Origin of the sequence: Pseudomonas sp. BN102 (assembly GCF_029871245.1) — a bacterium.
In the GTDB taxonomy this organism is placed as follows: domain Bacteria; phylum Pseudomonadota; class Gammaproteobacteria; order Pseudomonadales; family Pseudomonadaceae; genus Metapseudomonas.
The window spans coordinates 313,617-332,952 of the sequence record NZ_SSON01000075.1; the positions used below are offsets into that span (position 1 = coordinate 313,617).

General features: G+C 62.2%; 14 protein-coding genes. 7 read left to right on the forward strand and 7 right to left on the reverse strand.

Going from position 1 to position 19,336, the window contains the following annotated elements:
* The first annotated feature begins 71 nt into the window (after positions 1-71).
* Positions 72-1,652, forward strand: coding sequence for a glutamine-hydrolyzing GMP synthase (guaA, locus tag E8F12_RS22725; protein ID WP_280327418.1), 1,581 nt, complete (start codon positions 72-74; stop codon positions 1,650-1,652).
* A 181-nt stretch (positions 1,653-1,833) separates the two neighbouring features.
* Here guaA and E8F12_RS22730 read toward each other — a convergent pair whose 3' ends face one another.
* Positions 1,834-2,487, reverse strand: coding sequence for an intradiol ring-cleavage dioxygenase (locus tag E8F12_RS22730; RefSeq protein ID WP_280327419.1), 654 nt, complete (start codon positions 2,485-2,487; stop codon positions 1,834-1,836).
* A 202-nt stretch (positions 2,488-2,689) separates the two neighbouring features.
* Here E8F12_RS22730 and E8F12_RS22735 point away from each other — a divergent pair, with 202 nt between their 5' ends.
* From E8F12_RS22735 to E8F12_RS22745, 3 genes are all read left to right on the forward strand, one after another.
* On the forward strand, positions 2,690-4,054 hold the full coding sequence (locus E8F12_RS22735) for a multicopper oxidase family protein (protein WP_280327420.1): 1,365 nt from the start codon (positions 2,690-2,692) through the stop codon (positions 4,052-4,054).
* Positions 4,055-4,062: 8 nt separating this feature from the next.
* The gene (gene tadA, locus E8F12_RS22740; protein ID WP_280327421.1) at positions 4,063-4,554 is read left to right on the forward strand and encodes a tRNA adenosine(34) deaminase TadA; all 492 of its coding nucleotides are present in this window, start codon (positions 4,063-4,065) and stop codon (positions 4,552-4,554) included.
* A gap of 275 nt (positions 4,555-4,829) precedes the next feature.
* Positions 4,830-6,086, forward strand: a complete 1,257-nt coding sequence (locus tag E8F12_RS22745; protein ID WP_280327422.1) for an amino acid permease — start codon at positions 4,830-4,832, stop codon at positions 6,084-6,086.
* A 144-nt stretch (positions 6,087-6,230) separates the two neighbouring features.
* On the opposite strand, the gene mltF is transcribed toward E8F12_RS22745, so the two are convergent.
* Complete coding sequence (gene mltF / locus E8F12_RS22750; RefSeq protein ID WP_280327423.1) at positions 6,231-7,691, reverse strand: membrane-bound lytic murein transglycosylase MltF; 1,461 nt, start codon at positions 7,689-7,691, stop codon at positions 6,231-6,233.
* A 166-nt stretch (positions 7,692-7,857) separates the two neighbouring features.
* On the opposite strand from mltF, the gene purL reads away from it, so the two are divergent.
* Positions 7,858-11,754 (forward strand): phosphoribosylformylglycinamidine synthase, encoded by a 3,897-nt coding sequence (gene purL / locus E8F12_RS22755; protein ID WP_280327424.1) that lies wholly within the window; start codon positions 7,858-7,860, stop codon positions 11,752-11,754.
* Positions 11,755-11,990: 236 nt separating this feature from the next.
* Positions 11,991-12,251 carry a CDGSH iron-sulfur domain-containing protein gene (locus E8F12_RS22760; RefSeq protein ID WP_280327425.1) on the forward strand — a complete coding sequence of 87 codons (261 nt, stop codon included), beginning with the start codon at positions 11,991-11,993 and terminating at the stop codon, positions 12,249-12,251.
* A gap of 392 nt (positions 12,252-12,643) precedes the next feature.
* Here the strand turns inward: E8F12_RS22760 and E8F12_RS22765 are convergent, their stop codons facing one another.
* The 5 genes from E8F12_RS22765 to E8F12_RS22785 form a co-directional block, all read right to left on the reverse strand.
* Positions 12,644-12,877 carry a hypothetical protein gene (locus E8F12_RS22765; protein ID WP_280327426.1) on the reverse strand — a complete coding sequence of 78 codons (234 nt, stop codon included), beginning with the start codon at positions 12,875-12,877 and terminating at the stop codon, positions 12,644-12,646.
* Between the two features lie 514 nt (positions 12,878-13,391).
* The gene (locus E8F12_RS22770; RefSeq protein WP_280327427.1) at positions 13,392-13,958 is read right to left on the reverse strand and encodes a tyrosine-type recombinase/integrase; all 567 of its coding nucleotides are present in this window, start codon (positions 13,956-13,958) and stop codon (positions 13,392-13,394) included.
* A 605-nt stretch (positions 13,959-14,563) separates the two neighbouring features.
* Positions 14,564-14,872 (reverse strand): hypothetical protein, encoded by a 309-nt coding sequence (locus tag E8F12_RS22775; RefSeq protein WP_280327428.1) that lies wholly within the window; start codon positions 14,870-14,872, stop codon positions 14,564-14,566.
* Between the two features lie 208 nt (positions 14,873-15,080).
* Positions 15,081-16,688, reverse strand: a complete 1,608-nt coding sequence (locus E8F12_RS22780) for a hypothetical protein (RefSeq protein ID WP_280327429.1) — start codon at positions 16,686-16,688, stop codon at positions 15,081-15,083.
* Positions 16,689-17,338: 650 nt separating this feature from the next.
* Positions 17,339-18,898: a DUF6538 domain-containing protein gene (locus tag E8F12_RS22785; protein ID WP_280327430.1), complete on the reverse strand. Its 1,560-nt coding sequence runs from the start codon at positions 18,896-18,898 to the stop codon at positions 17,339-17,341.
* Positions 18,899-19,006: 108 nt separating this feature from the next.
* On the opposite strand from E8F12_RS22785, the gene E8F12_RS22790 reads away from it, so the two are divergent.
* A complete protein-coding gene (locus E8F12_RS22790) occupies positions 19,007-19,324 on the forward strand; it encodes a YqfO family protein (protein WP_280327432.1) in 318 nt (105 codons plus the stop codon).
* The last annotated feature ends 12 nt before the right edge of the window (positions 19,325-19,336 follow it).

Below are 19,336 nucleotides of genomic sequence, written 5' to 3' on the forward strand. Positions count from 1 at the left end.
TGAGACGTTGCTTTTCCTGAGGTTCGCAGCCTGACGCTGCAGCCATTTCGAAGCTGTTTCCGAGGCCCCCTATGGCTCACCAAGACATTCACGCCCACCGCATCCTGATCCTCGACTTCGGTTCCCAGTACACCCAGCTGATCGCCCGCCGCGTGCGCGAAATTGGCGTGTACTGCGAAATCCACCCGTTCGACATGGACAACGAGGCGATCCGCGCTTTCGCTCCGCGCGGCATCATCCTCGCCGGTGGCCCGGAGTCCGTGCACGAGACCAACAGCCCGCGCGCGCCGCAGGCCGTGTTCGACCTGAACGTGCCGCTGTTCGGCATCTGCTACGGCATGCAGACCATGGCCGAGCAACTGGGCGGCAAGGTGCAGGGTTCCGACCTGCGCGAATTCGGTTATGCCCGCGTCGATGTCGTCGGCAAGGCCCGCCTGCTGGACGGTATCGAAGATCACGTCGACGAAGACGGCGTGCTCGGCCTCGACGTGTGGATGAGCCACGGCGACAAGGTCACCGACCTGCCCGCCGGCTTCCATATCCTGGCCAGCACCCCGAGCTGCCCGATCGCCGCCATGGCCGACGATCACCGCGCGTACTACGGCGTGCAGTTCCACCCGGAAGTGACCCACACCAAGCAGGGCGGCCGGATCCTCTCCCGCTTCGTCCTCGAGATCTGCCGCTGCGCGGCTCTCTGGACCCCGTCCAACATCGTCGAAGACGCCATCGCCACCGTACGCGCCCAGGTCGGCTCGTCCAAGGTGCTGCTGGGCCTTTCCGGCGGTGTGGACTCCTCGGTGGTGGCGGCCCTGCTGCACAAGGCCATCGGCGACCAGCTGACCTGCGTCTTCGTCGACAACGGCCTGCTGCGTCTGCACGAGGGCGACCATGTGATGGCGATGTTCGCCGAGAACATGGGCGTCAAGGTGATCCGGGCCAACGCCGAGGACAAGTTCCTCGCCCGACTGGCTGGCGTCGCCGACCCGGAAGAGAAGCGCAAGATCATCGGCCGTACCTTCATCGAGATCTTCGATGAGGAAGCCACCAAGCTGCAAGGCATCAAGTTCCTCGCCCAGGGCACCATCTACCCCGACGTGATCGAGTCGGCCGGCGCCAAGACCGGCAAGGCCCACGTGATCAAGTCCCACCACAACGTCGGCGGCCTGCCGGAAGACATGCAGTTCGAACTGGTCGAGCCGCTGCGCGAGCTGTTCAAGGACGAAGTGCGCAAGATCGGCCTGGAACTGGGCCTGCCCTACAGCATGGTCTACCGCCACCCGTTCCCCGGCCCGGGCCTTGGCGTGCGCATCCTCGGCGAAGTCCGCAAGGAATACGCCGACCTGCTGCGCCGCGCTGACCACATCTTCATCGAGGAGCTGCACAAGGCCGACTGGTACCACAAGACCAGTCAGGCGTTCGTGGTGTTCCAGCCGGTGAAATCCGTTGGCGTGGTCGGTGACGGCCGCCGCTACGCCTGGGTCGTCGCCCTGCGTGCGGTAGAAACCATCGACTTCATGACCGCGCGTTGGGCGCACCTGCCCTACGAGCTGCTGGAGACCGTCTCCAACCGCATCATCAACGAGATCGAAGGCATCTCCCGCGTCACCTACGACGTGTCGAGCAAACCGCCGGCGACCATCGAGTGGGAATGATGCGAGTGCTTCGGCGCTAGCGGTATCCGACCGGCCAGGCCCTGAAAAGCCTGGCCGGTTTCGTTTTTGGGAGCTTGCGTCTTTCCTGGTGGGGGCGAATTCATTCGCTAAGGGCAGCGCAGCTGCCCCTCCGCTCCGCCTGTTCAGCGACTGAAGTCGCCCCCACAGCCATCGCATCCGGTCATGCGTTGGCGTGGGTATCGACCACCAGCGTCAGCCGTGCGATGAAACCATCGCCGTCCTCGAACAGTTCGGCGACGGTCTGCTCGCCCTGCTGCCTGCGGTATACGTAGTCCTGTGCCAGGGGCGTCCATTCCTCGCCTGAATGAAGGTAAGGCGACCGGGTCATGGCGGGGCGGATGAGCGCCTCGGGGAAGTACAACTGGCCGGTGTGGATATCCCGCTCGGACAAGTGCACCTTGAGGTGGATGTGATTGGTGCGGCCCGGGTAGTAACCGGGAAGGATGCTGCGGAATTCCGCGCGGCCTGCGGCATCGGTGATTTGCACGCCGCGCAGGAAGCGGCTGTTCTCGTTGGCTCCGACGCCGGAATAGGCGCCCTGGGCGTCGCAGTGCCAGACCTCCAGCGCGGCATCGCCCAGGGGTTGGCAGCCGTCCAGCTGCAGCACGTCGAACTGAAGTTTCAGCGCGATGCCCGGCTTGCCATCGGTGATGTCCTGTCGCAGCAGCGCATCTTCCAGGTAGAAAGGTCCGGCAGTCTGTACCGGGCTGAGGCGGCAGGCCCTGGTGGCGCCAGCCTGGCCGAACCGCGGCCAGTGCAGCGCCACCAGGCCGCCCAGGCAGAGCTGCACGATCTGGCGGCGGGTGGGGTACATGAAGGCACTCCTCTGCTGGAAAGCGGGAAGGCCCCTACATCCTACGCCTCGCTGCGCCGATCGGTCGCGGGCAATGCGGATGCTTTCCCTTATCTTTCTCGGTTGCCGGGTGTATCTTGTGCGCCCCGTAAGCCGGCCCGACAGAGGCCGGTTCGATTAGCCGATGGGACAGCCCCGTTCTTCCCCAGAGGAGCCTGACCCGATGTCCTTCACTCGCAGACAGATTCTCGGTGGCCTGGTCGGCCTCGGTGTGGTCGGCCTCGGCGCCGGCGGCGCCCGCTACTGGCTGGGCCGCAGCCTGGATGCCGAGACCCACGACTACGAACTGATCGCCGCGCCGCTCGACCTCGAACTGGTCGCGGGCCACACCACGCCCGCCTGGGCCTATGGCGGCCAGGCACCTGGGGTGGAGCTGCGTTCGCGCCAGGGCGACTGGCTGCGGGTGCGCTTCATCAACAAGCTCGACGAGCCCACCACCATTCACTGGCATGGCATCCGCCTGCCTCTGGAAATGGACGGCGTGCCCTACGTGTCGCAGTTGCCGGTGCTGCCTGGCGAGTACTTCGACTACCGCTTCAAGACCGAGGATGCCGGCAGTTTCTGGTACCACCCGCACCTGTCCAGCGCCCACCAGCTGGGACGCGGCCTGGTCGGCCCGCTGATAGTCGAGGAGCGCGAGCCCAGCGGCTTCGCCCATGAAAAGGTGCTCAGCCTGAAGACCTGGCACGTGGACCAGGAGGGCGCCTTCACCGCCTTCAGCGTGCCCCGTGAGGCCGCCCGGGAAGGTACCCGCGGCCGCCTGACCACCATCAACGGCAAGCCCCTGCCAACCCTGGAGCTGCCTGCCGGCCAGGTGGTGCGACTGCGCCTGCTGAACCTGGACAACACCGTTACCTACCGGCTCAACCTGCCGGGGGCCGAGGTGCGCATCTATGCACTCGACGGCCACCCTATCGAACCCCGCGCGCTGGGCAAGGAATACTGGCTAGGCCCGGGCATGCGCATCGAGCTGGGCATCAAGGTGCCGGCGGCAGGCACCGAGTTGCCCCTGCGCAACGGCCCGCTGCGCCTGGCGACGCTGAAAAGCATGGCGAGCGCCGAAGTGCCCGGCGACTGGCCGGCGCCGCTACCGGCCAACCCGGTGCCGGAGCCCGACCTGGAGAAGGCGCAGGTGCTGCGCTTCAACTTCGAATGGGCGGCCACCCTGGCCAGCGCCGCCGGACGGCCGAGCAACTACTGGCAGATCAACGGCAAGGCCTGGGACATCAACGACAAGACCTGCGCCGACCGCCCGATCGCCAAGTTGAAGAAGGACGGCCATTACATCTTCGAGCTGCGCAACATGGCCCAGTACCTGCACCCCATCCACCTTCATGGCATGGCCTTCAAGGTGCTGGACTCGGACCGCAAGAGCATCGTTCCCTACTTCACCGACACCTACCTGCTGGGCAAGAACGAGACCGCGCGCATCGCGCTGGTGGCGGATAACCCGGGGGTCTGGATGTTTCACTGCCATGTCATCGACCATATGGAAACCGGCCTGATGGCCGCCATCGAAGTCGCCTGAGCCCGACCATGCGCCAACCCCAGATCATCGACCGCAGCCGCGACGAACATTTCATGCGTGAAGCCCTGGCCCTGGCCCAGCAGGGCGCGCTGCTGGGCGAGGTGCCGGTGGGTGCGGTGCTGGTGCAGGACGGCGAGATAATCGGACGTGGCTTCAATTGCCCCATCTCCGGCCATGACCCCAGCGCCCATGCCGAGATGGTGGCGGTTCGCGATGCCGCCAGCCGCCTGGAAAACTACCGCCTGGTGGGCAGCACCCTCTACGTCACCCTGGAGCCCTGCAGCATGTGCGCCGGGCTCATCGTCCACTCGCGGATAACCCGCGTCGTCTATGGCGCCACCGAGCCCAAGGCCGGCGTGGTGGTCAGTCGCGGCCAGTTCTTCAGCCAGGACTTCCTCAACCACCGGGTGCTGGTTGAGGGCGGGGTGCTGGCGCAGGCGTGCAGCGAGCTGTTGTCCGGTTTCTTCCAGGCCCGCCGCGCGGCACGCAAGGACGCCTGAGGCGTTCGACATCCAACTGCCATGCGACCAAGGTCGCATGCCCTTCGCCTGGACCTTCGAGCTTGCTGTGTTAAGGTGCGCGGCCGCCCGAGAAGGGCGTTCCAGAGCGGTTCCTTCGAGGGACGTCTGGGCCGGTCCCGAATCCGGGATCAATGCCAGGAGGCGCCCGCAGTCCCGTAGTCCCGCAGTGCCCGTTTCATCGTCTGACGGAAAGGCCATGGCAGCTCAGGTCCGGGCCTCTCCTGAAACATGAATGCGTTGTCGAGGGTGCTGTTATGAGTGAAACCCGGGTCCAGTCGTATCAGGATCAGGCTGGGGCGGAGTCCGTCGATTCGTCGGGGTTGGCGGTCCATCGGCTGAGCTTCCTGGAAGCCGTGGCCATGATCGTGGGCACCAATATCGGCGCCGGCGTGCTGTCCATGGCCTACGCCAGCCGCAAGGCCGGTTTCCTGCCATTGCTGCTGTGGCTGGCGGTGGCGGGGGTGTTCACCACCATCTCCATGCTCTACGTGTCGGAAACCGCGCTGCGCACCCGCACCCACAGCCAACTGAGCGGTCTCGCCCAACGCTACGTGGGTTCATTCGGTGCCTGGGCGATCTTCCTGTCGGTGGCGGTGAACAGCATCGGCGCGCTGATCGCCTACATGAGCGGCAGCGGCAAGATCCTCAGCGCCTTCCTCGGCATCAGCCCGGCGCTGGGCAGCCTGCTGTTCTTCCTTCCGGCCGCGCTGGTGCTCTACCTTGGCCTCGGCGCCATCGGCAAGGGCGAGAAGTTCATCAGCATCGGCATGGTGAGCATGATCGTCCTGCTGGTGATCGCCACCCTGGTGAACGAGAACACCGATGTCGCGCGGTTGCTGGAAGGCGACTGGATCTACATGGTGCCAGTGTTCAATATCGCGGTGTTCTGCTTCTCCGCGCAGTACATAGTCCCGGAGATGGCCCGTGGTTTCAGCCATGCGCCGGCGCAGCTGCCCAAGGCGGTGATCACCGGCATGCTGGTGACTTTCTGCCTGCTGGCCATAGTGCCGATGTCGGTGATCTCCCTCACCGGCCTGGAGAACCAGACGGAAGTCGCCACCCTGGCCTGGGGCCAGGCCCTGGGCCAGTGGGCCTTCTACACGGCCAACACCTTCGCCCTCTGCGCCATGCTGACCTCCTACTGGGGCCTCGGCGGCAGTTTCCTGACCAACATCTTCGACAAGTTCCACAAGCTCGGCCCGGAAAGCCAGCCGAAGACCCGCCTGCTGGTGCTCGGCATCGTTTGCGTGCCGCCCTTCGTGCTGGCCTACAGCGGCATGGTCGGCTTCGTCAACGCGCTGTACTTCGCCGGCGCCTTCAGCGGCGTGATCCTGTCCATCATGCCGATCCTCATGCTGCGCTCCGCCCGTCGCCACGGCGACCTGCAGCCAGCCTGGCAGTGTGGCTGGATCGCCCATCCGGCCATCCAGGCGGTCATCGTGGTGATCTACCTGGCCAGTGCCGTCTACGCCATCTGCAGCGCGCTGAGCCTGCTGCCGTCAGGGTGGTGATGGCCTGAAGACGAGAAAGCCCGCTTGATGCGGGCTTTTTTCTGGATTGCTGGGGGCAAATGGACGCGGATCTCAGTGGGACGGATGAGTTGCCGGCGCGAGCCACGCCTTGATCTCTGGAGGAGGGGAAAGGGGCCGGGGCCTTCAGAGCTTCTCATCCGGCTGTTCGGTAGGCCGGGTCTTGTTCACGCCGGGCAGGTGGGTGGCGTTCTCGGCCAACTGGCTGCCTTCCATCTGCGGCTGGGTCACCCAGGTGAGGATGTCGTAGTAGCGGCGGATGTTCTGCACGAAGTGCACCGTCTCGCCGCCGCGGGCGTAGCCGTAGCGGGTCTTGCGGTACCACTGCTTCTGCGACAGGCGCGGCAGCATCTTCTTCACGTCCAGCCACTTGTTCGGGTTCAGGCCCTCGGCTTCGGCCAGTTTGCGCGCGTCGCCCAGGTGGGCGATGCCGATGTTGTAGGCGGCCAGGGCGAACCAGGTGCGGTCCGGCTCCTTGAGGTCCTCGGAGAGGCCGTCCTTGATCATGGTGAAGTATTTGGCGCCGCCGTGGATGCTCTGCTTGGCGTTCAGGCGGTTGGAAACGCCCATGGCCTTGGCGGTGCCCTCGGTGAGCATCATCAGGCCGCGCACGCCGGTCTTGGAGGTCGCGGTGGGTTGCCAGAGGGATTCCTGGTAGCCGATGGCGGCCAGCAGGCGCCAGTCCACCTCGTTCTTCTGCGAGGTCTGGCGGAAGTGCTGTTCGTACTTGGGCAGGCGTTGCTGCAAGTGCTTGGCGAAGGTGTAGGCGCCGACATAGCCGAGTACGTCGACATGGCCGTAGTAGCGGTCCTTCAGGCGTTGCAGGGTGCCGTCCTTGCGCGCCTTGTCGAGGAAGGCGTTGACCTCGTCGTACAGGCTGTCGTCCTCGCCCGGCGCCATGGCCCAGGCCAGGCTGGTGGCGTCGCCCAGGTCGAAGGCCACGCGCACGTTGGGGAAGTAGACCTGGTTCATCGCCAGCTCGTTGGAGTCCACCAGGGTCAGGTCGATCTGTCCTTCGTCGACCATGCGCAACAGGTCGACCACCTCCACTTCGTCGGATTCTTCGTATTTCAGGCGGGGCAGGGTGGCCTTCATGGCCGCCAACTGCTCGGCGTGACTGCTGCCTTTGAGCACCATGATGCGGCGGCCGACCAGGTCGTCGGGACGGGTGGGGCGGCGTTCGCCATTGCGGTAGATGACCTGGGGGGTGACATCCAGGTAGGAATGGGAGAAGCGCACGTCGTTCTTGCGCGCTTCGCTGGCGACCAGGCCGGCGGCGGCCAGCACCGGACCATTGGCCTGGCCCAGGCGGAAGTAGAGGTCATCGAGCTTGTCGGCGGTCTCGATCTTGAGCTCCACGCCCAGGTCGTCGGCGAAACGCTTGACCAGTTCGTACTCGAAGCCGGTTTCGCCGTTGCGGTCCTCGAAGTAGGTCGCCGGGCTGTTGCGGGTGATCACGCGTAGGACGCCCTCCTCCTGAACGCGCTCGAGCGTGGTGGGCTGCTTGCAGCCGCTGAGCATCAGGAGGATTCCGGTCGCCAGCAGCCAGAAGGTGCGGCGCTTGCGGAACGTAGGTTGTTTGAGCATTTCTGCAGTATACGCAAAGCCTGGCGGGCGCCATATCTCGACAGGGGGCATCATCTCTGCTAGCTATCGGGCGACGCGAGGCACCTTCAGAGGTGCCGGAAAGCGGCGCTTTGCGCTAGAATGCACGGCCTCCCAGCACACCCCTTCCCCAGAGGCTGTCCCGAAGATGTTGATCCTGCGCGGTGCTCCCGCCCTTTCCGCTTTTCGCCACGGCAAACTGCTCGAGCAACTGACCCAGAAGGTCCCCGCTGTCAGCGGACTCTATGCCGAGTTCACCCACTTTGCCGAAGTGACTGGCGTGCTCGGAGGCGAGGAGGAGCAAGTCCTGGCCCGTCTGCTCAAGTACGGCCCCAGTGTGCCGGTGCAGGAGCCCAGCGGCCGGATGTTCCTGGTGGTGCCGCGCTTCGGCACCATCTCGCCCTGGTCGAGCAAGGCCACCGACATCGCCCGCAACTGCGGCCTGGCCAAGGTCGAGCGCCTCGAGCGCGGTATTGCCTACTACGTGGCCGGCGAGATCAGCGACGTCGACGCCCAGCTGATCGCCAGCAGCCTGCACGACCGCATGACCCAGCTGGTGCTGGCCGACATGGAAGAGGCCGCCGGCCTGTTCAGCCATGCCCAGCCCAAACCGCTGACCGTGGTCGACATCCTCGGCGGCGGCCGTGCCGCGCTGGAAAAGGCCAACGTCGAGCTGGGCCTGGCGCTTGCCGAAGACGAGATCGACTACCTGGTGAAGAGCTTCGTCGAGATGGGGCGCAATCCCCATGACGTCGAGCTGATGATGTTCGCCCAGGCGAACTCCGAACACTGCCGCCACAAGATCTTCAACGCCAGCTGGGACATCGACGGCCAGGCGCAGGAGAAGAGCCTGTTCGGCATGATCAAGAACACCTACGAGATGCACCGCGAAGGCGTGCTGTCGGCCTACAAGGACAACGCCTCGGTGATCGAGGGCTTCACCGCCGGCCGCTTCTTCCCGGACCCGGTGACCCGCCAGTACGGCGCCACCCAGGAGCCGGTGCACATCCTGATGAAGGTGGAGACCCACAACCACCCGACCGCCATCGCTCCCTTCCCCGGCGCCTCGACCGGCTCCGGCGGCGAGATCCGCGACGAAGGCGCTACCGGCCGCGGCGCCAAGCCCAAGGCCGGCCTGACCGGCTTCACCGTCTCCAACCTGCAGATCCCCGGTTTCGAGCAGCCCTGGGAGAAGCCCTACGGCAAGCCCGAGCGTATCGTCACCCCGCTGGACATCATGATCGAAGGCCCGCTGGGCGGCGCCGCGTTCAACAACGAGTTCGGCCGTCCGGCCCTGACCGGCTACTTCCGAACCTTCGAGCAGGCTATCGACACCCCCCACGGTGAGGAAGTACGCGGCTACCACAAGCCGATCATGCTTGCCGGCGGCATGGGCAACATCCGCGCCGAACACGTTCAGAAGGGCGAAATCTCCATCGGCGCCAAGCTGATCGTCCTCGGCGGCCCGGCCATGCTCATCGGCCTGGGCGGCGGCGCGGCCTCCTCCATGGCCACCGGCGCCAGCTCCGCCGACCTGGACTTCGCCTCGGTGCAGCGCGACAACCCGGAAATGGAACGCCGTTGCCAGGAAGTGATCGACCGCTGCTGGCAGCTGGGCGCGGAAAACCCCATCAAGTTCATCCACGACGTCGGTGCCGGCGGTATCTCCAACGCCCTGCCCGAACTGATCAACGACGGTGGCCGCGGCGGCCGCTTCGAACTGCGCGCCGTGCCCAACGACGAGCCGGGCATGAGCCCGCTGGAAATCTGGTGCAACGAATCCCAGGAGCGCTACGTGCTCTCCGTGGACGCCGCCGACTTCGAGCGCTTCAAGGCCATCTGCGAACGCGAGCGCTGCCCCTTCGCCGTGGTCGGCGAGGCCATCGAAGAACGTCACCTGACCGTGGCCGACAGCCACTTCGGCAACAAACCGGTGGACATGCCGCTCGAAGTGCTGCTCGGCAAGCCGCCGCGCATGCACCGTTCGGTCAGCCGCGAGGCCGAGCTGGGCGATGACTTCGCCGCCGCCGCGCTGGACATCGACGAAGCCGTCAGCCGCGTGCTGCGCCACCCGGCCGTGGCCAGCAAGAACTTCCTGATCACCATCGGCGACCGCACCATCACCGGCCTGGTGGCCCGCGACCAGATGGTCGGCCCCTGGCAGGTGCCGGTGGCCGACTGCGCCGTGACCGCCACCAGCTTCGACGTCTACACCGGCGAAGCCATGGCCATGGGCGAACGCACCCCGCTGGCCCTGCTGAATGCCGCCGCCTCCGGGCGCATGGCCATCGGCGAGACCGTCACCAACCTGGCCGCGTCGAAGATCGAGAAGCTCTCCGACATCAAGCTCTCCGCCAACTGGATGGCCGCTGCCGGCCACCCGGGCGAGGACGCCCGCCTGTACGACACCGTCCGGGCCGTGGGCATGGAGCTGTGCCCGGCGCTGGGCATCACCATCCCGGTGGGCAAGGACTCCATGTCCATGAAGACCCGCTGGCAGGACGAGGGTGTGGACAAGTCCGTCACCTCGCCGCTGTCGCTGATCGTCACCGGCTTCGCGCCGGTCAGCGACATCCGCAAGACCCTGACCCCGCAACTGCGCCTGGACAAAGGCGAGACCGACCTGATCCTGATCGACCTCGGCCGTGGTCAGAATCGCCTGGGCGGCTCGATCCTCGCCCAGGTCTACAGCAAGCTCGGCCAGCAGGTGCCTGACGTCGACGACGCCGAAGACCTCAAGGCCTACTTCGCCGTGATCCAGGGCCTGAACGCCGATGGCCACCTGCTGGCCTACCACGACCGTTCCGACGGTGGCCTGCTGGCCAGCGTCCTGGAAATGGCCTTCGCCGGCCACTGTGGCGTGGACCTCTACCTCGACGCCCTGGCCGACAGCCGCGACGGCGTGGCCGCCGTGCTCTTCAACGAAGAACTGGGTGCGGTCATCCAGGTCCGCCAGGACGCCACTCCGGAAGTGCTGGCACAATTCAGCGCTGCCGGCCTCGGCGACTGCGTGGCGGTGATCGGCCAGCCGGTCAACGGCGCCAATGTCGCCATCAGCTTCAACGGCGAGGCCGTGTTCGGCGGCGAGCGCCGCATGCTGCAGCGCCAGTGGTCGGAAACCAGCTACCAGATCCAGCGCCTGCGCGACAACGCCGACTGCGCCGATCAGGAATTCGATGGCCTGCTGGAAGAAGACAACCCCGGCCTGTCCGCCAAGCTGGCTTTCGACGTCAACCAGGATATCGCCGCGCCCTACATCAAGAAGGGTGTGCGTCCGCAGGTGGCGATCCTCCGCGAGCAGGGCGTCAACGGCCAGGTGGAAATGGCCGCCGCCTTCGACCGCGCCGGCTTCTCCGCCATCGACGTGCACATGAGCGACATCCTCGCCGGCCGCGTCAGCCTGGAGGCCTTCAAGGGCCTGGTGGCCTGCGGTGGCTTCTCCTATGGCGACGTGCTCGGCGCCGGTGAGGGCTGGGCCAAGTCGATCCTCTTCAACACCCGTGCCCGCGACGGCTTCCAGGCCTTCTTCGAGCGCAAGGACAGCTTCGCTCTCGGCGTGTGCAACGGTTGCCAGATGATGTCCAACCTGCACGAGCTGATCCCCGGCACCGAGTTCTGGCCGCACTTCGTACGTAACCGCTCGGAGCAGTTCGAAGCCCGCGTCGCCATGGTCCAGGTGCAGGAATCGGCCTCGATCTTCCTGCGCGGCATGGCCGGATCGCGTATGCCCATCGCCATCGCCCACGGTGAAGGCCATGCCGAGTTCGAAAGCGAGGAAGCCCTGCTCGAAGCCGACCTGTCCGGCTGCGTGGCCATGCGCTTCGTCGACACCCACGGCAAGGTCACCGAGCGCTACCCGGCCAACCCCAACGGTTCGCCCCGTGGCATTACGGGCCTCACCAGCCGCGATGGTCGCGTGACCATCATGATGCCGCACCCGGAGCGGGTCTTCCGCGCCGTGCAGAACTCCTGGCGCCCGGACGAGTGGCAGGAAGACGCCGGCTGGATGCGTATGTTCCGCAACGCCCGCGTCTGGGTTGATTAAAAGGCCGAAGGCCATCTGATGACCCTCTCCCTTTGGGAGAGGGTGCCCGAAGGGCGGGAGAGGGCCTTCCATCCGGCTCCGACTTCCCACGCCGAAGGCCATCTGATGACCCTCTCCACTAGGGGAGAGGGTGCCCGCAGGGCGGGAGAGGGCCGTTTTTTGGCCCGCTCAGACATCGACAGCGAAAGGCGGGAGAGGGCAACCTTCTCCCGCCTTTTCGTTTCCGAGCCCTGCCCATGCCGGACCCATTGCTTCCCGAAGTCCGCCTGCTCCAGCCCGGCGACCGCTGCCTGCTCTGCCGCTGCGGCCGTTCCGCGCAATTGCCCGATTGCCCCGCCGGCTGCGCCGAAGGCGTGCACCTGACCGCCCGACGCGAGCAGCGCCTGTTGCTCTGCCGCTGTGGCCAGTCCGGTCGGCTGCCCTGGTGCGATGGCAGCCACAGCCCGCCTACCCCTGGCCTGGGCCAGCGCTGGCGGCGTTTCTGGAAAGGTGAGTAGGGCGTCGCACTTATCGCCACGTGCACTAGGTGAGCGCAGAACGCTTTTTCTCGGCATGGGTCCAACTCGCGGTATGTGAACGACGCCTCGGCAATGAGTGAAATCAAAGTGCCACTATTGGTGGCATCGTTACCGGGCATGATCCAGCCATCCGACTCATGCGGAGAACCTGATGTACAAGCTGTGTTTCTACGCTTAGATACATAAAGCCTTGTAAATCAATGGTTTGAAGCCTGTCGGGGTTTGCGATTCTACCCAGTTTTTCTACCCAATCGAGACACCTGATACCCCGAATGCGAGGCATGAAAAAGCCCGCACTACGGCGGGCTTCGGGTGGAAGGGGGGTGTCCAACAGCGCTGGTATTCACCTGGGGCTAGCAATGTAGGGACTCTCAACCGAGTTTACGGCTCTCCAAAGCAGAGAACGTATCGCGACACTTCTGCTCAAACTCTGCCTGTGCTTCCTCAGCATCCTTCTTGGCATCCAGCCAAGGCTGGTAAACAGATGCATGGGGCCATCGGACCTCCTCAAGTATCTTGTTGAGTTTGACTCGCTCCTCCTGACAGATATCAGAAAGTTCATCAGCGCGATTACGGAGAGTTTCGAGAGTTACAGATGCGGCCATAGAAGTTCACCATGAAGTTGTGGAGTTGCATGGTTGTTAATACTCCTGCTGCGGCGAGCGAACAAGCCTTTCGGTGTAAAGGAAATTTTCCACAAGGAAGATAGGGGCAATTACGGAGAACTTCCGTAGTTGGCAACTAGAGTATCAGAGGGGGGGTGCAGAGCAGGCCCCCAACCTTGGGGAGCAACTTCTAGCGGGAGAACTCCGAAAATTTTCTAAAACGGGAGTTGGGGCACTCGGCTAACTGCGGGAAATCACGCAGTAGGAGTATCGGCGGGGGATGACTCAGATTTGAGTCATGGAAAAACCGACTCAGTGTGGCTCAGGTCTTGATCTAGTCTCCGGCTGCCCCAGGGGCCTGCAAAGGTCCGTTTTGAATATCGACAGGCATGAAAAAGGCCACAGAAGTGTGGCCTATGTGTTGGTGCTGGGGATGTACTGACTTCTGATCGATCACGCTACCTAGAGCAGCACAGGGGCTGTGGCAGGGGGTTAGTGGCCCGCTTCTGGGCTTCTATGCACGAACACGAATCACGAACTCGTCGTATGTGCTGTCAATCTCAGCCTGAGTTAGACCGATGTACGCCATCGTTATCGCTGGGCTGGAGTGGTTCAGCACCTTGCAAATCATCTCGATTGACACGCCAGCGGAGTGCATCAGCCAGCCACGAGTCTTACGCATGCTGTGGGTGCCGAGCTGGATACCAAGCTCATCGCCTACAGCCTTGAATGCAGTGGCTACAGCTACGCGGCTAACAGGCTTCCCCTTCGCTCTGTTGCTGTCCACTTCGAACAGGTAGGTGTGGTCAGGGTGGGCCTTCCGGCGCTGCTGGACGACTTCCAGGGCCTCAGCATTGAGCTTGATGGAGCGCATCTTCCCCGTCTTGCTCTCTTTGATCTGGATACGGCCAGTCAGCGCCTCATCGTAGGTGATGGTCAGCAGGTCACTGATGCGGAGAGCCACTTGCAGGCCGAATGTCCAGAGGTCGGCGTACAAGGTGTTGCCCTTGGCGTTCAGCACCAGCTTCCGTGCCACTTCCTGAACCTGAGCTTGGGTTTTGACTGCCTCAACTACTTCCATCTGACACCCCCGTATTTACTGGCATTCCTAATTAACAGAAAAACTCTATGGGGTAGAGACTACCAGCTTTCAGGCTGAAGTCAACAAGTACGGGGCATGGCTAATTTACAAAATACCATTGTGTTAAGTAGGGCGGGGATGGTCGGCTGCACTACCCCGAACTGAGGTAGTGAAGTACTGCGGCTGCTCGATGGGTGGGAATTCCCGCTTCTAACCTACAAGTCAGGAAAATGATGATTTTCGGTGCTGGTTGGTGTGATGCAGCGTCTGGAGTGGCGGAATGCCAGGAGTAGCTGCAATGGAGAGGAGTTGGCGTAACCCCACCAGTGATGGAAGCCACGGGAATAGGCAGGTGTGACGTGCTACAAAAGGAAAGAGGGCGTGACCAAACAATGGATTCCGGTCACGAATCTGATAGTTATGGATTAGTTGTTTCCTCATCAGATGGTTCAGTTCTAGATCATGGTCCAGACTTGAGCCATTTCCAGGTAGGGCTGGCTTATGGGTGAGTTTGTGCTCTTTGTGTTGATCTCCATACCAGCGCTAGCGTTCTCGGTTCACTACATAAGCGTTTAGGTCTGCCGCACTCACCTGCGGCACACCACTTAAAGCCACGGCTGCTTTTGTATCGTAGCTAGGTCACCGCTCCGGAGAGCCTGCCAGAGCATCGAGGCGACTTCGAACGACACGCCATTAAGCCGGCTCTCCGGGGCCAACTCTTCCTCGTAGTCCGGGTCTGCCCATTGCCCGAACACCACGAGCCCACTGCTGTAGATGTCAAGAATGAACATTGGCCCCGCATCTTGCCCAAGACATAGCCACGCATTGGGATGCTCGCCATCGGATGATGAGAAGACGTCCTTGAGTGTCGCCTGAAGCTGTTCGTCAGTAGGCGAGGGGATGTCCTCACCCATTCGGGTCGTGAGAATGCACCAAAGGTTTTCCAATCGGTTCCTCCAATGTGCTTGATGATTGGCCTTCGCAAGGCCTGCAGACAAGGCATGTGAAGATAGCCAGTAAATCGCGGATGTGAAGTGCGAAACCAACATTTCAGTCCCCGAGTGCGGCCCAATGGCTGAGCAGACCGGAATAGCACAGGGAGGTCACAGCGCCTCCCCAAGATCAGGCAGCCTCAGCCCACGGGGGCAAGTAGTCGTCGCTTACGGGAGCGAATACCAGCTTCGGTGCAGGAGCGAAATCGTCCACGTCATCGCATGGCAGCAACATGGACGGATGCAGCAACTTCTCAGCAAGTACGGCAGGGAACTCCAGCCACTGCGGGTAGTCCTTGAACCCCCACCACTTGCAGTTGTTTCGTCGCCAGCGGTGATCGTTTCGGTGTTGGTGGCGACCTTCCTCGATGGCTGCCTGCAAACTCCAGAGAACGCCAAGGCGAGCGTCTTCGATCTGATCAGCAGTGCATAGGCCAAGATCAAGCAGGGCCTGCCATACCGGGGTGAATGAGGCGTACAGGTGGTCGACGTACGTGCCCCAGTCCTTGCTGTTGGCTTCCCAGCTCTGGTGATCTGGAACATCCACCGTGGGCACTAGAGTGTTCAGGTTCAGCCGCTTGTGGATGTGGTCCTCATAGCGGGCCTTATTGATCTTCAGCCCCTGCAACGCATCGAATGCACCTTGGAGAATGGTTTCCTTCATGTACGCGAAGTCATAGGCCATGACGGAATGAGGTGCCGTACCCCAGTACAGTCCTGAGTTACGCTGGATGGGCTTCCACTCAGCGTTAGGCAATCGGAGGAAGCTGCCGTGTCTGCGGTCCAGCATGTCTTCGATCTGGGCAATGTACATGCCGAGAAATCGCACCAGAGGCAGCATGAATCGGCAGTTGTCAGCATGGCGGCCTGTGCCACTGGCGAACCGCTCCAACTCTTCCGCATAGATGCACAGCAGGGCACGGGTGTAGACCTCTGGCTTGAACTTGTTCGCTACATCCTTGCCGCTCTGGTATGCGTCCATGGCCTCCAGCACTTCATATTCAAGGGCTTCCAACTCGCCCAGGGTGTAGCGGCGATCCAGCTTGTTAACTTCCGTGCCCTTCTGCTGGCGATTGTAGATTCGCTGGGCCAGGGCATGGCGTTTGTTCAGATCAATCGACTTCGCCTGATCCAGGTAGTTATCGAACTTGGCCCCGAGGAAGGCACGAATCTTCTTGGCGATGGCTGCGTCAGAGTCATTCGACGATACCGCCCACTTCCGCTGGAGCTTGCTGGCGGGGATGCTCAGGCCAGCATCGGCAGGGACCGGCTTATTGTGCTGCTGGCGGTTCAGGCTGCTGCAACCGATGAACAGGTTGTCCGGGTGCAGGAGGCCACGGGAACCGTCTCTGCCCTTGTGGCTCTGGACGTGGCAGATGTTGAAGACGGACTTCTTTTCGTCAGGGTTCCAGCCGTGGCACTTATAGAAGCGGTCGTGCAGGTCATGAAGTCGGAGCAGGGATGCTGTGGTGTGGCCCTGCATGATCTGGACTGTTCCAGCGTCTCGGCACTTGCCAATGACGTATATGCCCCTGGCGCTCTTGGGGAAGCGGTCGAAGCGGTCATCAACTTTCTTCTTCGCCTTCTCAGCGGCTTTGACTGCCCGGTGCTTCTTCTGTTTGCAGTCCGGAGTACAGAAGCGCTGAGACTTGTCGTCTATGTGCTTCTTGCCTAGATAATCTGTGCCACAGTGAGCGCAGATGTACTCACGCTGTCCGGATGTGTTCCGTGTTGTCATGTTATCTCCCTATATGAGATGTGAAATGTTTACGTGCTTTGTGCAGCGTGAGTTGTCGCCAAGCGAGCTATGTACGCTGCTGGACTGATCCCCTGAGAGTTGGCCAGCTTTTTGATGGCTGCATAGACTTCAGGGGGAAGTCGAAGGTTGATCATGTGAAGTCTCCTATTGGGCAAGCTGATAGGTTTTGACCGAAATCGGTCAGGTGTGGATGCGCTGTAGTCTTAGTGGCACTAGGGATTGCTCAGATTAGCGTGTCATATTTCTGTACTACCCCGGCTGTTCAACTCGCCTTTCTCCAGGCAGCACGAAACCCACGTGATCAGCGTGGCCATTCGGCTTGATCAGGCGGGTGCGGTGTCGGAGAGAAGTTGTGTTGCCCGTTGCGGGCTAGGGAGCTACAAAGTTATCATGGCTTCTCTACCTGTCAAGAGGTCATGGCAACTTTCCGAGAAAATATTTTGAACTCGTCCGGAAGTAGTGAGATAATCAGAAACTCCGCCTCAGTAACTTTTCCATATCAGCCATATCGCCCTGCAAGGCCCCTGTAATCGATTCCGTGGCCACCCTATACCTATGTATCGGGTATATTGGGATGGTGCGTTATACGTGATTCTAAGGGGCTTGCTGAGAGTTCTTGGTTGTAATCACTAGTCGAGTTTGAAGTTGAACTTCAGTTTCTCGATAGCCTCCTTCTTCTTCTCAAACTCAGGCCCGTCCGAATACAGGTCGAAGGTTAACAAGCCAACTTCATGACCGATTATGTACGGCATGACACTCTGGTCGGCTCCGTTCTGGTGCAACTGGGTGACTGTGCATCTCCGGAAACTGTGGAAGACGTGGAGGTTTCCGAATCCTTCTGCCCGTTTCAACTTGGTGAACCGCTGTGACAGAGCACCCAGGCGGAGTCCGTGCTTGGTACTGTCGTTACCGGGGAACAGGAATTCGTTATTGCCCTGTGGGGTGGATAGGCGCTTGACGTACAGCGGCAGCAGGGCAGAGTGAATCGGAACTTCACGGATACCGGCCTTCGTCTTGGCATCGTCCACCTTGAAGGAGATGGGCGTTTCACTGGCATCAAACTCGGTAGTCTCTCTGCGGATACGGCCCAGCTCTTCGATTCGGCATCCCGTGTAGCAGGCGAAGGCGATCAGGTCGGCTAGGTCGGTATCACCCTTGGCCAGGGCGGCGGCATGCAGACGTTCGGCTTGCTCGCGCTTGTAGAAATCCCAGCTCTGCCCCTTGCCATCGCCAGCAATGGGATGGGTGTGGCGATCAAAGGGGTTCTTGGCGTCGGCGTAAATGCCCCGGTAATAGGTGTCATACCGGCTCGCCCACTCGTGATAGCGCTGCCACGCTGCGATGTAGCCTGTCCGGGTCTGCCGCTTCCTTGAAACTGAGTCCAGAAAATCGGCTACGGCATCGAAGTTCAGCTCCCGACCGTTCGTGGTCAGCCACTGGGACAGCTTCTGCACCTTGGACACGTACACATCACGAGTGCGGACGTTATCGTTCTGCGTCAGGTAGAACTCTGAGAAGCGGTCGATGCTGGTGCTGCTGATGGGCGACCTCGGCTTGTAGGTGCTGGGCGTTCTGGCGAGAGTCAGGGCTTCGGTCATCTCGGAGCCGTTCAGGTGATAGTCAGCCTTCGCCTTGTGGGCCAATACCTGCTGTTGCACCTCGGAGTACCGCCGGAGCTTTTCCGCTGGCGAGAGGCTGTCGTCAGACCAGATGGCGCCGACCTCATCCTTAAGCCCAGGTATGCCAAGCTCCTGCTCAAGCTGCCCAACATAGGCGAAGAGCGACTTCTTCTCTTCGGTCAGCCTGTCCACGGCATCGCTAAATTCATCGAGCGTCGGGGTTGGGCGATTGGATGGCACAAACGTCCCCTTGATCGCTGATAGGAGCGTTCTGTCAGCGTTCTCGTGGTGTGCCTTGGCTGCTTCGGCAAGCTCTTCCCGCCAGCGATCCCCAGCACGGGCCTTGGCTTCACGGATGGCACGAAACTCAACCTTCCACTGTCCAACCTGCACGCTGGCCAGCTCACGGGCGAGGCGCTTGTCACCAGTCTTCAGGCTCTTGCTCAGGATGCGTTGGTGGGCGAAAGCTGGGCGCAGGTCCGCAGGAATGTCGATGCGGCAGTGATAAACGGAACCACGTAGCAGAAGATGGTTCTGAGTAGCGTTAGGCTTGCTGCTGGCTGGAGGCATAGTGCTATCACTTGGCGGTTTCTACCCAGCAAATCTACCCAAAATTTCTACCCAAAACCAGTGTTGCACCCCTGTAATCCGCATGTTTACTGGGGTTGAGGGTCAAATATGTACAAGCTGTGCTTTTACGTTCCGGAAAGCCACCTGGAACCTGTGAAGAAGGCCGTTTTCGGCGCGGGCGGCGGGCGTATCGGCGCCTATGACAGCTGCTGCTGGCAGGCCCTGGGCCAGGGCCAGTTCCGCCCGCTGGAGGGCAGCAAGCCCTTCCTCGGCCAAGCCGGGACGGTCGAGCAGGTAGCCGAGTGGAAGGTGGAGATGGTGGTGGCCGACGAGCTTATCCACGAAGCGGTCAAGGCCCTGAAAAAGGCCCATCCGTACGAAACGCCCGCTTTCGAAGTCTGGCGCCTGTCCGACCTGGTGTTCTGATTGGCTCTGCTC

What these genes read in the sequence shown, in the direction of transcription:
- guaA (WP_280327418.1), top strand. Translation starts at nt 72, where the DNA reads ATGGCTCACCAAGACATTCACGCCCACCGCATCCTGATCCTCGACTTC.
- E8F12_RS22730 (WP_280327419.1), bottom strand. Translation starts at nt 2,487, where the DNA reads ATGTACCCCACCCGCCGCCAGATCGTGCAGCTCTGCCTGGGCGGCCTG.
- E8F12_RS22735 (WP_280327420.1), top strand. Translation starts at nt 2,690, where the DNA reads ATGTCCTTCACTCGCAGACAGATTCTCGGTGGCCTGGTCGGCCTCGGT.
- tadA (WP_280327421.1), top strand. Translation starts at nt 4,063, where the DNA reads ATGCGCCAACCCCAGATCATCGACCGCAGCCGCGACGAACATTTCATG.
- E8F12_RS22745 (WP_280327422.1), top strand. Translation starts at nt 4,830, where the DNA reads ATGAGTGAAACCCGGGTCCAGTCGTATCAGGATCAGGCTGGGGCGGAG.
- mltF (WP_280327423.1), bottom strand. Translation starts at nt 7,691, where the DNA reads ATGCTCAAACAACCTACGTTCCGCAAGCGCCGCACCTTCTGGCTGCTG.
- purL (WP_280327424.1), top strand. Translation starts at nt 7,858, where the DNA reads ATGTTGATCCTGCGCGGTGCTCCCGCCCTTTCCGCTTTTCGCCACGGC.
- E8F12_RS22760 (WP_280327425.1), top strand. Translation starts at nt 11,991, where the DNA reads ATGCCGGACCCATTGCTTCCCGAAGTCCGCCTGCTCCAGCCCGGCGAC.
- E8F12_RS22765 (WP_280327426.1), bottom strand. Translation starts at nt 12,877, where the DNA reads ATGGCCGCATCTGTAACTCTCGAAACTCTCCGTAATCGCGCTGATGAA.
- E8F12_RS22770 (WP_280327427.1), bottom strand. Translation starts at nt 13,958, where the DNA reads ATGGAAGTAGTTGAGGCAGTCAAAACCCAAGCTCAGGTTCAGGAAGTG.
- E8F12_RS22775 (WP_280327428.1), bottom strand. Translation starts at nt 14,872, where the DNA reads ATGGGTGAGGACATCCCCTCGCCTACTGACGAACAGCTTCAGGCGACA.
- E8F12_RS22780 (WP_280327429.1), bottom strand. Translation starts at nt 16,688, where the DNA reads ATGACAACACGGAACACATCCGGACAGCGTGAGTACATCTGCGCTCAC.
- E8F12_RS22785 (WP_280327430.1), bottom strand. Translation starts at nt 18,898, where the DNA reads ATGCCTCCAGCCAGCAGCAAGCCTAACGCTACTCAGAACCATCTTCTG.
- E8F12_RS22790 (WP_280327432.1), top strand. Translation starts at nt 19,007, where the DNA reads ATGTACAAGCTGTGCTTTTACGTTCCGGAAAGCCACCTGGAACCTGTG.